This window comes from Archangium gephyra (genome assembly GCF_042230915.1).
Classification (GTDB): Bacteria; Myxococcota; Myxococcia; order Myxococcales; family Myxococcaceae; genus Archangium; species Archangium gephyra_B.
In genome coordinates, this window is the sequence record NZ_CP102578.1 from 8,217,017 (window position 1) to 8,230,245 (window position 13,229).

General features: G+C 68.6%; 9 protein-coding genes. 2 read left to right on the forward strand and 7 right to left on the reverse strand.

The genetic code is table 11. The features are described 5' to 3' along the window. Positions 1-9: 9 nt before the first annotated feature. The 7 genes from NR798_RS32120 to NR798_RS32150 all read right to left on the reverse strand — a co-directional run bounded on the left by NR798_RS32120 (position 10) and on the right by NR798_RS32150 (position 8,661). Complete coding sequence (locus NR798_RS32120; protein ID WP_375766339.1) at positions 10-1,614, reverse strand: pyruvate dehydrogenase complex dihydrolipoamide acetyltransferase; 1,605 nt, start codon at positions 1,612-1,614, stop codon at positions 10-12. A 7-nt stretch (positions 1,615-1,621) separates the two neighbouring features. After that, positions 1,622-2,608: a pyruvate dehydrogenase complex E1 component subunit beta gene (locus NR798_RS32125; protein ID WP_375766340.1), complete on the reverse strand. Its 987-nt coding sequence runs from the start codon at positions 2,606-2,608 to the stop codon at positions 1,622-1,624. A gap of 48 nt (positions 2,609-2,656) precedes the next feature. After that, the gene (pdhA, locus tag NR798_RS32130) at positions 2,657-3,781 is read right to left on the reverse strand and encodes a pyruvate dehydrogenase (acetyl-transferring) E1 component subunit alpha (protein ID WP_375773851.1); all 1,125 of its coding nucleotides are present in this window, start codon (positions 3,779-3,781) and stop codon (positions 2,657-2,659) included. Between the two features lie 148 nt (positions 3,782-3,929). Continuing rightward, positions 3,930-4,673: a hypothetical protein gene (locus tag NR798_RS32135; RefSeq protein WP_375766341.1), complete on the reverse strand. Its 744-nt coding sequence runs from the start codon at positions 4,671-4,673 to the stop codon at positions 3,930-3,932. A gap of 50 nt (positions 4,674-4,723) precedes the next feature. After that, positions 4,724-6,286, reverse strand: a complete 1,563-nt coding sequence (locus NR798_RS32140) for a hypothetical protein (protein WP_375766342.1) — start codon at positions 6,284-6,286, stop codon at positions 4,724-4,726. Positions 6,287-6,534: 248 nt separating this feature from the next. Continuing rightward, positions 6,535-7,932: an MFS transporter gene (locus NR798_RS32145; RefSeq protein ID WP_375766343.1), complete on the reverse strand. Its 1,398-nt coding sequence runs from the start codon at positions 7,930-7,932 to the stop codon at positions 6,535-6,537. Between the two features lie 54 nt (positions 7,933-7,986). Continuing rightward, a complete protein-coding gene (locus NR798_RS32150; RefSeq protein ID WP_375766344.1) occupies positions 7,987-8,661 on the reverse strand; it encodes an NUDIX hydrolase in 675 nt (224 codons plus the stop codon). Positions 8,662-8,782: 121 nt separating this feature from the next. On the opposite strand from NR798_RS32150, the gene NR798_RS32155 reads away from it, so the two are divergent. Then, positions 8,783-11,158: a bifunctional metallophosphatase/5'-nucleotidase gene (locus NR798_RS32155; protein WP_375766345.1), complete on the forward strand. Its 2,376-nt coding sequence runs from the start codon at positions 8,783-8,785 to the stop codon at positions 11,156-11,158. Beyond that, positions 11,158-13,191 carry a hypothetical protein gene (locus tag NR798_RS32160; protein ID WP_375766346.1) on the forward strand — a complete coding sequence of 678 codons (2,034 nt, stop codon included), beginning with the start codon at positions 11,158-11,160 and terminating at the stop codon, positions 13,189-13,191. Before NR798_RS32155 ends, NR798_RS32160 begins: the two co-directional genes overlap by 1 nt. Positions 13,192-13,229 lie beyond the last annotated feature (38 nt).

Below are 13,229 nucleotides of genomic sequence, written 5' to 3' on the forward strand. Positions count from 1 at the left end.
CGGGAGCGGCTAGAACAGCAGCCGCATCGGGTGCTCAAGCAGCGCCTTGAGCTCCCGGAGGTACTCGGCGCCGATGGCCCCGTCGATGACGCGGTGGTCGCCCGAGAGCGTCACCGTCATCAGCTTGCGGACCACCATCTGCCCGTCGCGCACCACCACCTTGTCCGAGACGGAGCCCACCGCGAGGATGGCCGCCTGGGGCGGGTTGATGACGGCGATGAACGAGTCGATGCCGTACATGCCCAGGTTGGACACCGTCAGCGAGCCGCCCGTGTACTCGTGCGGCTTGAGGCCACGCTTGCGGGCCCGCTCGGCCAGGTCGCGCGCCTCGGCGGAGATGGCCGACAGCCCCTTCTTGTCCGCGTCGCGGATGATCGGGGTGATGAGGCCGTCCTCGATGGCCACCGCGATGCCGACGTCCACCGTCTCGAAGTGCAGGATGGTGTCACCGTGCAGCGACACGTTCATCTTCGGGTAGCGGCGCAGCGCCATCGCCGACGCCTTCACGATGATGTCGTTGACGGAGACCTTGGACTCGAGTGCCTTGGCCTCCTCGCGGATCTTCAGCGCGGCGTCCATCTCCACGTCCACCGAGAGGTAGAAGTGCGGAACACCCGGCTTCACCTCGGCCATGCGCTGGCTGATGACCTTGCGCATGGTGGTGACGGGCACCGCCTTCGGCTCGGGACGCACGCCCGGGGCAGCAGCCGCGGCGGCGGGAGCCTTGGCGGCGGCCGCTGCGGGAGCCTGGGTGAGCGCCTTCTCGATGTCGCTCTTCACGATGCGGCCGTGCGGACCGGAGCCCTGGACCTGGGAGAGATCCAGACCGCGATCGCGGGCCATGCGCTTCGCCAGCGGGCTGGCGCGCAGCCGGCCTCCCGGCGTGGACACCGGAGCGGCGGCCTTCTGGGCGGGAGCCGGAGCCTGGGCGGGCGCGGCGGCCTTGGGAGCCTCGGCCTTCGGAGCAGCGGCGGGCGCCGGAGCCTGAGCGGGAGCGGCGACCTTGGCGCCACCCTTCCCGGCCAGGAACGCGATGGGCGCGCCCACCTTGGCCATCTGGCCCTCCTGCACCACGATGCGGGCGAGCACGCCGTCGTCGTAGGCCTCCACCTCGAGGTTGGACTTGTCCGTCTCCACCTCGGCGATGGCCTGGCCGGAGGAGACCTTGTCCCCCTCCTTCTTCAGCCACTTGACGAGCTTGCCCTCCGTCATCGTCGGAGAGAGCGCGGGCATCACCACGGGGATGCCCTCGCCTCCACCGGAGGCGGCGGCGGGCTGCGCGGCGGGAGCCGGAGCGGCGGCGGGCTTGGCGGCCTCGGCCTTCGGAGCGGCGGGCGCGGCGGCCTTGGCTCCTCCACCGGCGTCCACCTTCTCGCCCTTGGCACCGAGGAAGGCGATGGGCGCACCCACGGTGGCCATCTCCCCCTCGGGGACGACGATCTTCAGGAGATACCCGTCGTCATAGGCCTCAATCTCGAGGTTCGACTTGTCGGTCTCGCACTCGGCGATCGCCTCGCCGGAGGAGACCTTGTCGCCCTCCTTCTTGAGCCACTTGACGATCTTGCCCTCCTTCATCGTCGGAGAGAGGGAGGGCATCTGGATGGGCGTTGCCATACGGTTCTCAGGCTCCCTCGCGGTAGAGGACCTTCTTCACGGCCGCGATGATCTTGGGCGCGTCCGGCTGGATCGCGTTCTCCAGGTTCGCCGCGTAGGACATGTTCACGTCGAGGCCGGTCACGCGCACGACGGGAGCGTCCAGGTCATCGAAAGCCTTGGACTGGATGATGTCCACCACCGACGCCCCCACACCGGCCAGGGGCCACCCTTCCTCGACGATGACGGCGCGGTTCGTCTTGCGCACGGTGGCGAGGATGGCCTCCTCGTCCAGCGGCCGCAGCGTGCGCAGGTCGAGGATCTCCGCGGAGATGCCCTCGGCCTCCAGCTGCTTCGCGGCCTCCTCGCAGAAGTAGTACATGCGCGACCAGGTGATGATGCTGACGTCCTTGCCCTCGCGCTTCACGTCCGCCTTGCCGATGGGGACGATGTGCTCGCCCTCGGGCACCTCGCCCTTGAGGGAGTAGAGGCGCTCGCCCTCGAACATCATGACGGGGTTGTCATCGCGGATGGCGGCCTTGAGCAGGCCCTTGGCGTCCGCCGGCGTGGCCGGGGCAATGACCTTCAGGCCCGGGAAGTGGGCGTAGTTGGCCTCGAGCGCCTGGCTATGCTGGCTGGAGAGCCGGCCGCCCGCGCCACCCGGGCCACGGACCACGATGGGGCAGCGCAGCTGGCCGCCCGACATGTGGCGCAGCTTCGCCGCGCTGTTGACGATCTGATCCATCGCCAGGATGGCGAAGTTCCAGGTCATCATCTCCACCACCGGGCGCAGGCCCACCATGGCGGCGCCGACACCCAGGCCGGCGAAACCCAGCTCGGAGATGGGCGCGTCGATGATGCGCGCGCTCCCGAACTTGTCCAGCAGTCCCTGGGACACCTTGAAGGCGCCCTGGTAGCGACCCACTTCCTCACCAATGAGGAACACGTTGGCGTCGCGCTCCATCTCCTCGGCGAGCGCCTGGTTCAGCGCCTCGCGGTACATCAACTCGGCCATTGTTGGCTCCGAATGCGAAATCCGTAATCAGTGGTCAGTGGAAGAGCACTAGCGCTTGAGGCCCGCGGCCTTGTCCGCCTTCTCGGCCTGCTCGCGCGGCTCGAGATCCCAGGTCACCTTCAGCTCCTGGCCCGACGGGTACTTCGGCCACTTCGTCACCTTCTGGCCCAGCACGCGCTCGCGGGGGCGCACGTCCTCCTCGCCCTCCTCCACGATGGTGTCCTTCCACAGCTCGGCCAGGTCCGGCTCGGGCGACTCATCGGCGAACTTCACCGCCGCGTCCACCTGCGCCTTCACCTCTTCCTCGATGGCGTCGAACTCCTCCTCCTTCGCCAGCTTCTGCTTGAGGGCGTACTCCTTCAGGCGAGGAATGGGGTCGTTCTTGCGCTCGTCCTCCACCTCCTGCTTGGTGCGGTAGGTGGAAGGGTCGGCCATGGAGTGGCCGCGGAAGCGGTAGGTGTTGGCCTCCATCAGCACCGGGCCGTTGCCCGCGCGGATGTACGCGGCCGCGTCCTTCACCGCCTCGTACATCTTCAGCACGTCCATGCCGTCCACGGCCTCGTGGCGCATGCCGTAGCCCTCGCCCCGCTTGTGGATCTCCGGCACCGCCGCCACGCGCGCGATGGCCGTGCCCATGCCGTAGCGGTTGTTCTCGCAGATGTAGAGCACCGGCAGCTTCCACTTGACGGCCATGTTGAGCGTCTCGTGGAAGATGCCCTGGTTGGCCGCAGCGTCACCGAAGTAGCACACGGTGATGCGGTCCTCGTTGCGGTAGCGGCTGGCGAAGGCCATGCCCGCGGCCAGGCCAATCTGCGCACCGACGATGCCGTAGCCGCCGTAGTAGTGGTTCTCGATGTCGAAGATGTGCATCGAGCCACCCTTGCCCTTGCTGTAGCCGCCGGTGCGGCCGAAGAGCTCCGCCATGACCATGCCCGGGTCCGAGCCACGCGCCAGCGGCTGGGCGTGGTCGCGGTAACCCGACAGCATGTAGTCATCCGGACGGATGGCTTCCTCGACACCCGCCGCCACGGCCTCCTGGCCGATGTACAGGTGGCAGAAACCGGCGATCTTCCCGAGGCCGTACTGCTGGCCCGTCCGCTCCTCGAAGCGGCGCATCAGGTACATCTTCCGGTACATCGTCAACAGCAGGTCCTTCGAGTACTTGCTGGCCACCGCCAAGCCTCCGAACATTGAGGCCGTCCCGGAAAGAGGGGACGGCAGACGCCGTGCGCCTCATAGCGCGCGGACATGGGACTGCCAAAGCGCTTTTGTGCACCTCCCGGACGAGCCGTCCTGCGGCCCACCCTTTAGGCGCATTGCGTCACGGCTCGTGGGAGAAGTGCGGCACCGAGACGATTTCGTCGAGGAGGACCACCTTCCGGCCCGAATGGTCGGTCGCCAGGTGGACGACCTTGGCCTCCGGGAAGCGGAGCAGGTAGTCGTTGGCGTGGGTGGGCTCGTTGTCGAAGGCGGCGATCAGCGTCCCCAATTCCCCCAGCTGGGCATGGGCGGTGCGCTTGAAGGCGTCGTCGTTGTCCTCCATGGCCGGCTTCATCAGCAGGTGGACCCGCCCCTCCCCGGGGACGGCCAGGCCGTTGCGGCGCATGCAGTCCACGGTGCCCGCCCGCATGCCCTCGTGGCGGCCGGTGACGTAGGCCAGGTGCGCCCCGGTGGCCACCACCGCGTGGGTGAAGGCCGCGGCCCCCTGGATGGCCACGTCGTCCACGCAGTACTCGCTGGTGAAGAAGCGCTCCAGCCAGAAGCTCCGGGCCGCCTCGAAGTGGCCTTCCGCCTCCTCCGCCGACAGGCCGCAGTTGCGCATGGCGCCCCGCATGTCGAAGCCGCTCTCCCAGTGGTGCGGCTCGCAGGCCCCCAGCTTCTCCACCGCCCGGGCCTTGCCGAACTCCCGGAGGATGCGCGCCTGCCGCGGGCGGTTGTCGAAGAGGGTGGAATCCAGGTCGAAGGCGAGCACGGCCTGGGAGCCGAGCGAGCGCGCCTGCTCCAGGATGCCGCGCAGTGTCTCCTGCCAGCCCTCCCGGACACGGGTCTTGAGGTCGGAAGCCATGGCCCTTTCTATAGGGCACCCGGCGCCCGGACAGCGCGGAATTCGGCCACTCAGGCGGCCGAGCGCATGGGCTGCTCGGGCCGGGGGGGCTGCTCCGGGTAGAGCCGCAGCATCCGTTTGATGCCGTTGCGGTCCATCACCAGCCGCACCAGCTGCAGGGACACCTTCTCCTGCCCGGCCTCCTGGACGAAGAAGCGGAAGGCCAGGTCCACCTGGTAGCTCTTGGCCCCGCGCACCCGCCCCACCGAGAAGTCCTCCAGGTCCACGTACTCCAGCGCGTACTCGGGTTCGTCCATGTCGCGCAGGAAGCGCTCCACGTTCAGCCGGATGATGTCCGTGATTCCACTCACGCCCTGCTCGGTGCGCGGCAGCAGGTCCACGTCCAGCACCACCTGCTTCTGGTAGCGCAGCACCGTCTCGGACAGCTCGCCCTGGGTCGCGGTGATGAAGTCGTCCCGGAAGCGCAACGCCATCACCTCCTCGGGCACCCGCACCGCGCGGCCGTAGTCCACCTTCTCCTCGCACGTGCCCAGGCTCCGCTCCGTCACCGGGTCCACGATGTGGGCCGTCCGGTCGAAGAGGTGCCGCGCCGCCACCTGGCTGAAGATGCGGCGCATCCCCTCCTTGATGCGGTCCTTCATCATGTAGCCCACCACCATGATGAGGAAGAAGTTGAGGCTCGCCTGCGTGTAGCGGACCTGCGCCCAGAAGGCCACCGCCGTGGCGAACGTCATCGCCACGCCCGCCGCCAGCGCGAACAGCACCTCCTCCCAGCCCTGGCGCCGCTGCGCCCGCCGCGCCGACAGGAAGAGGATGTTCATGCAGAACTTCTTCAGGAAGCCGAACCGGTGCATGTACTCCTCGTTGTCACCGGTGGGGCTGATCACCGAACGCAGCTGCGCGTCCTTGCGGTACTGCTCCTCGCGCAGCACCTCCTCCATCAAATCCTTGCGCAGCTCGATGTACACGCCCGAGCGCGGCAGCGTGTCCATGTCCGCTACGGCCTTGCGGAAGAACTGCTCCACCGTGAGGCTCAGGTACTCGTCCACCAGGCGGATGGAGGCGCGCGTCTTCTCCTGCATCCGGTAGCGGTTGGCCGAGCGCGCCCACGTGCGGAAGCGCTCCAGCACCCGCCTCGCCCCGGCCGTCACCGCCCGCGCATCACTCTCCAGCCGCGCGCACGCGCCCTCGGACGGGCCCCGCGCCATCCCCTCGCACTGCTCGTCCACGCCGTTGGCGAAGCGCCGCAGCGCTCCGCGGAAGATGCAGGACAACATCTTCGCCTGGTAGACGAGCTCCGACTCGCTGACGAGCCCCGTGAGCAGCCCCGCCTCCAGCCGCGCCAGCGGCGCCACGTCCGAGGACAGCAGCTCCTCGAGCGTCATCACCGGCGTCTTGAAGCGCACGTAGTTGTGGATGTCCGCGTAGAAGGCCGCCCGCGGGTACGTCTCCGCGTCGATGTTCAGGCTCGCCGGCAGGAAGACGTACGTCTCCACGAGATAGCGCGTCTCGTCGTCCGCCCCGGAGGGCTGGTACTCGAGCTTGATCTCGAATTGCTTCCGGTCGTGGACGTCGAGCCGGTTCTGCAACAGCGGGGCGGGGGCCTGGGACACACCCGCACTCTAGGTTACGCGCCTGTCACACGACAGTGGCCCCCAGGTCACATCCGGTTCGCTGACGAACGCTGGCGGTCCCGAGGCAATTGGTTGGAGGTCCATGGACCCGGCGCTGCCTGGAGGCGCACGCTGCCGCGGGGCGGCCCCACCGGAAGGCCTCACTCGTAGTCGACGACGAGTGACCCTCCATGTGGGATGAAAAACCACCTCACTCGTCGTCGACTACGAGTGAAGCAAGGGCGGTCTCAGCCCTCGGTGCCGGTCCGGGAGGAGCCCTGCGGGCTGGCGGGGGCCGCCACGGGGACCTGGGCCGCTGCGGGGGCCTGGGCCGAGTGCGCCTTGGGCCGGGCGTTCCACAGGGTGAGCATGAGGATGGCGCCCACGGCCGAGAAGCCGATCATGCTCGGGCCCCACGCGCCCCAGCCGAAGTGGTCCAGCATCCACCCCATGCCGACGCCCACCACGGAGCCGCCGACGTACTGCATGCCGTCGAACATGCCCGCCGCCGTGGCCGCGGCCTTCTTGCCGCCGAAGTCCATGGACGCGGTGCCCGACAGCATGGAGTGCACGATGCTGATGGAGAAGGAGTTCACCACGAAGGCGGCGATGACCAGGTCGACGCTCGGCGCCTTCCAGATGATGGCCATGCACCCCACCTGGAGCACGTAGCCGATGAAGGCCACGGGCGGCCGGCGCGCCTTGAAGAGCAGGTCGGACATGAAGCCCGCGGCGAACGCCCCCGCGATGCCGGCGAGCACCACGCCCGTGGCGCCCTTCTGGAAGACGGGGCTGTCCAGCGGCAGCTTCTGCGCCTCCAGCATGTAGCGCGGGAACCACTGCTCGAAGCCGTGGCGCACGAAGCCCGTGCAGAACTCGGCCGCCGCGATGGTGAGGGTGACGGGGTTGGTGAAGACCACCTTCGCCACGTACTTGAAGTCCACCTTGCCCGTGTACCCGCTGGAGGCGTCCTGCGTGTCCAGCGCGGGCAGGCCCGCCTCGTCCGGCGCGTCACGCACCCAGAGGAAGGTGAGCAGGCCCAGCGTCGTCATCACCAGCGCGGGCACGAAGAAGACGAACTGCCAGGGCAGCGCCAGCACCAGCAGCGGCCCGACGAAGTAGATGAGCGCCCGGCCGCCCTGAATCATCGAGCCGAAGATGGCGGAGAACACGCCGCGCTCGCTGATGTGGAACCAGCCCGAGTTCACCTTGATGAGGGCCAGGGCCGAGTACGACTGGAAGTACATGTTCAGCGACCAGACCGTGGCCAGGTAGCCGAGCAGCACCGTCCCCGTGCCCAGGAAGCCCAGGTACGCCCCCAGGCCGAAGGCGAGGTTGAACACCACCGCGCCGCCCGCGCCCACCAGCATGGCCTTGCGGCCGCCGATGCGGTCCGCCAGCGGCCCGTTGAACATGGCCGACAGGCCGTAGATGAGGGTGGCCGCGCTGATGATCGCCCCCACCTGCGCCTTGCTCCAGCCGTACTTCTGCGACAGCGTCGCGTTGGCGAAGGAGAAGTTGTAGCGGCCCATGTACATGGCCGCGTACATGGTTCCGAGGGTGAGCCAGTTCTGGGCGCGGCGGAGGCGGAAGGCCCGCGAATACTCCGGCCGCGGCGACGAGGACGAGGGGGCAGCGTCGTGCATGGCGCCGGGCACCCTACCCGCCTGGCGCGCTCCCGACAATCTTGCCCCCCCGAATCACGCCTGCTCGGCCAGCAACCGCAGGATGGAGAGCTCCGTCTTCGCGTCCGGCACCTCCCCGCGCCGGCACATCGCCAGCAACTCGCGAATGGGCCTCCACTGCAAGTGCGAGCCCTCCTCCAGGGGTGAACCATCCCCCTTCGGCGTCCCCTGCTCCTTGCCCGTCACGTCCACCGCCGCCGGGAAGATCTTCTCCGAGAGAATCCCCGGCGCCACGAAGAAGCCCGCCCCCAGGAGCTGCACCTCCTCCGGCTTCACCTCGAAGCCCGCCTCCTCGAGCACCTCCTCCGCCGCCCGGTGCCGCAGGCCCTGCTCGCCCTTGTCCTCCGGCTCCAGCAGCCCCGCGACGATCTCCTCCACCCGCAGGTAGCTCGCCCCATCCGGCACCGTCATGTCCTTGCCCCGCCGGAAGTACGCCGCCGGCCGCAGGTTCATCCGCGTCAGCACCTCCAGCCCCGACGCGCCGCGTCGGTACACCAGCACCGACACCGCATCCAGCCGCGGCCGATCCACCACGTCCACCCGGTACACCTTGGACGCCGTGCCGTCCGCACGCCGGTTCTGGCAGCGCAGCCGCCGCACTCGCAGAAAACCCTCGTCGCACTTCGCGCTCGACGAGAAATCCTCGATTACCTCGATATCAGTCACCACAGCCTGGCTGCTCGAACGCATGCCTGCTCCCTTACCGGAAGACCCTGACGGAGGGGCGTTGCTTGCCCACCCAGCATTTGTCTCGTACCTTGCGCCGTCGTCTAACGGTCAAATTCTTCAAGCCCCCCGGATCCGCCCCCGAATGCGAAGCCTCCTGTCCGGACTCTTCTGTGTCCTGCTGTGCGCCTCGTGCATGCCCGTGATGACGGGCGAGCAGGACCTCGACCTCAGTGGACAGGAGGTGCGGCTCACGCTGCTGCACACCTCGGACATCCACTCGCGGCTCATCCCGTACGACTTCGCGCCGCTGAAGACGGACACGGACCTGGGCATCGTGCCCGAGGCCGGCCCCTTCGGCGGGGCCACGCGCATGGGCGCCATCCTCAAGCGCGAGCGCCAGCGCGCCAGCCGCCTGCTGCACCTGGACTCGGGTGACTGCTTCCAGGGCGCGCCCATCTTCAACCTCAACAACGGCCAGGCGGAGATGAGCTTCCTGTCCAGGATGCGCCTGGACGCGGCGGTGATCGGCAACCACGAGTTCGACGCCGGCCTGCTCAACTTCGTGGAGAAGACGCGCGACTTCGCCACCTTCCCGCTGATGGCGGCCAACTACTACTGGGACAGCCCCAGCGAGCCCGGCAACGCGCAGGCCCTGCTCAACACCGTCCCCTACGTCATCCGCAACGTGCAGGGCCTGAAGGTGGGCATCATCGGCATGGCCAACATCTCCTCGCTCAACTCGCTGACGGAGGGCGGCAACTCGCTGCAGGCCACCCCGCTGGAGCAGAACGAGGCGGCGCGCGCCTACGTGGAGATGCTGCGCCCGGTGGTGGATCTCCTGGTGGTGGTGAGCCACCTGGGTCTCACCGAGGACCAGGATCTCATCCGCGGCTACGAGGCCTATTACGAGTACGAGCGCGCCAAGCCCTACCTGGAGCGCGACCACGACCGGTGGCAGCTGCTGGAGTACGCGGACCCCACCCAGGAGAACAACCCCCAGGCGGTGGTGAAGGTCTTCATCCCGGGCGTGTCCGGCCTGGACGTGGTGCTGGGCGGCCACCTGCACGTGGTGCTCAACCCGCCGCAGCAGCTCAGTGACCCGAGCGGCCGCAAGGTGGTGCTGGCGCACTCGGGCGCCTTCGCCAAGTACGTGGGCCGGGCGGACCTGGTGGTGAAGGTGCCCAAGGCCGACGAGCGCACCATCGACGGCGCCGAGGTCGTCAGCCACGACTACCGCGTCTTCCCGCTGGACGGCCTGTGGTGCGACGACGCCATGCGCGCCTACTACCAGGACAACTTCTGGAACCCCGGCCAGTTCATCAACGCCCCGGGCGTGCGCGAGGCCATGGCGAAGTGCCAGCAGCTGGAGGACCGCGAGACGACGGACCTCTTGCAGCCCTTCCTGCTGGGCATGGACTTCAACATGCAGCTGACGTCCATCTTCTCCTACGCGCCGCACGACGTGGCCCGCCGCAACACCTCCACGGGCGGTGACTCGCCGCTGGGCAACATCGCCGCGGACTCCATGCGCAAGCGCCGCGCCGTCGAGGCGGAGATGGCGCTGACCAACTCGCTGGGCATCCGCGACAACCTCTACGCGGGCGTGGTCTCCCAGGAGTCCATGTTCAACGTCTTCCCGTTCGAGAACACCATCAACATCATGTACCTCTCGGGCGTGGAGATTCAGGAGATGCTCGACTTCGTCGCCGAGCGCTCCGCCAGCCGCGGCTGCGTCAGCCAGGCGCAGATCTCCGGCGCGCGCTTCACCATGGACTGCGCCCAGGTGCAGCTCAACGACCTGCGCATCCCCTGCGAGCCCGCGAACGAAGCCAAGGACTGCCCGCAGACGGGCCGCGAGGGCCACGCGCCCTGGCAGTGCCTGCAGGACCAGGACGGCGCCCGCTGCTACGCGCGCCCCGCCACGGACGTGGTCATCAACGGCAACCCCATCAACCCCAACGGCATGTACCGCGTGGCCGTCAACGACTACATCGCCAAGGGCGGCTCGGGCTTCAGCGTCCTCAAGCGCAACACCACCCGCCAGGAGACGGGCATCTCCCTGCGCGACTCGCTCATCGGCTACATGCAGGGCTTCTGCACCTGCGACGACATCAACGCGGGCCGCGAGACGTCCAAGTCCGGCGAGCGCTGCGGCACGCTGGTGGCGGGCAAGTGGGTGGTGGACGAGCAGACCATCAACTTCTGCAAGCAGACGCAGGCCTTCGAGGACGCGCTGGCCAAGAAGCTGGGCGACTGCACCTGCGGCCAGCTCCTGACGCTGCCCGACGACGCCTCCAGCCGCTGCAACGTGGAGGGCCTCACGCCGGAGATCATCCGCACCACCTGCAACGTGCCCCAGGGCCCGTACACCGGCCGCTGCTACTGCCGTGACGCGCTGGCCGGCGCCCAGGAGTGCGGCTCGGTCACCCGGCAGCTCGAGACCTTCTGCGCCAACCCCACCGCAATGCCCATCGCCAACGCCGCCGAGGACAACCGCATCGGCCGGAGGGTGAAGTAATGAAGAACCAGTGGCTCCTCATGGCCGCGGCCGCGGCCTCCCTGTCCGGCTGCTACAACGTGGACTCGGACGCTGCCCAGAGCGTGGGCTCGTTCCGCGTGGTGGTGCAGAGCATCTCCTCGGTGAGCTCCGGCGGCGCGCTCCAGGCGCTCGACGTCGTGCCCTCCTGCATCAAGCTCTACGGCACCCGCACGGACCAGGTGCCGGCCGCCATGCGCGGCACCAAGGACTGCCGCTACGTCATCCCCGGCGGCCAGGTGGAGCTGCTGCTGGACGTCACCGCCCTGGACAAGTCGGGCAAGGCCCTCGACTTCAACGGGCCGGTGACCTTCAAGGTGGTACCGGGCGACTTGTCCGAGGACTACTCCTACGTCTGGACGAAGCTCACCCGCGGCCGCGGTACCGGCAAGGTGCGGGCCCGCAACGTCTACGGTGAGGTGCGCATCTGGGCCGTGGACGAGCCCGTGGAGCTGCACTACACCGACGGTGGCGTCGCGGGCACACCCCCGGCCGAGCCCGACGCGGGCCGCTCCTACGCCGCCGGCTCCTCCGAGACGCTGTACTTCCAGGAGCCGACGCTCTCCGCCGTCCAGTCGCCGCAGGGCAACGACAACCGCACCTCACCCTTCGTGGGGCAGTTCGTCACCATCGGCCGCGCCCCCGAGTCCGGCTCCGTGCAGTACCAGAACTGCCCGGACCGCGACCTCAACGGCGACGGCCAGCCGGATCCCGAGCCCGCCAAGCCCGTCACCCTGCTGGTCACGGGGACGGATCCCTCTGGCTTCTTCGTCACCGACATCACCGCCTGCCCCGTGCGCGAAGACACCAGCACGGCCGCCCAGGTGCGCGCCCCCGAGCCCAGCGGCTACCTGCCCGGCTCGTTCGGCTCCATGTTCGTCTACAACTACAGCTTCCCCGAGGGCCTGGACCCGGGAGATCTGCTGTGGACGCTCTCCGGCTCCATCCAGGAGTTCACCTCCACCACCCAGCTCACCTTCCCCTCCTGGACGGTGCGCGAGCGCGTGCGCGAGCTGCCGCCGGATCAGTGGAACAAGTACCTGGATCTCAACCCGCCGGTGGAGATCAACCTGCGCCACTGCGGCCTGGACAATACGCTGGCGCCCTTCATCACCGACACCACGTGCGGCCACAACCGCCGCAACCTGAAGATGGAGAGCCTGGAGTCGGGGCTGGTGAAGCTGCGCCGCGTGCGCTTCCCGCAGGTCTTCAAGAACTGCGACCTCAACGGCAATGGCAGCGTACCCATGTTCTGCGAGACGACGATCGACGGCGTGTGGACGTGGGCTGGCTGCGCCTTCCCGCCGCCCGCGGTGGATCCGGACGCCGAGGAGCGCCAGTGCAGCATCGACTGCACCACCGGCTCCGGTGCGTACCTGAACACCCGCTGCTCCGAGCGCTCCCAGTTCACGGGCTTCGGCCAGTTCGTGGTGGAGCTGACGGGTCCCGGTCCGCGCGAGGCCGGCCTGGATGACACACTGGCCAACCGCCGGCAGGAGGTGGTGCTGTCCGACACCTCCTCGAAGAAGATCAGCTCGGGCTACGAGCCGGGCGCCGCGGTGAGCATCTGGTGCGACGTGGACACCTACGTGAGCTTCGGCGAGGGCACCGTCACCGCCACCAACGCGAACGAGCTGCTGCCGGCCAAGACGCGCAAGGACGTCGTCATGAGCGCCGGGGAGAGCCTGGTGGCCTTCCTGGCCGCGCAGCCGGTGGCGACGGTGAGCCCGGCGCCGCGCTGCTCCGTGGCGCGCAACACCCATACCCGCATGCTCCTCATGACGAAGGATGCCGTGCCGGACCTGAAGGTGGACTGCGACGAGAGCAGCCCGGACGCGGCCGCGGCCCAGCAGTGCCGCTACCTGCACGGGGCCACCTATGACGTGGTGGGCCACCTGCGCCACGTCCAGGCCGCCCGGCCGCGCTGGATGGTGCTGCCGCGCGACCAGGACGATCTCTGCTGCTACCCGGGCCCCGGCATGCAGTGCCCGCGGCCCATCAAGGCTTGTCAGTAAGGCTGTCGTTGTCTTGAACGAAGTGAGCGCCCCATTCC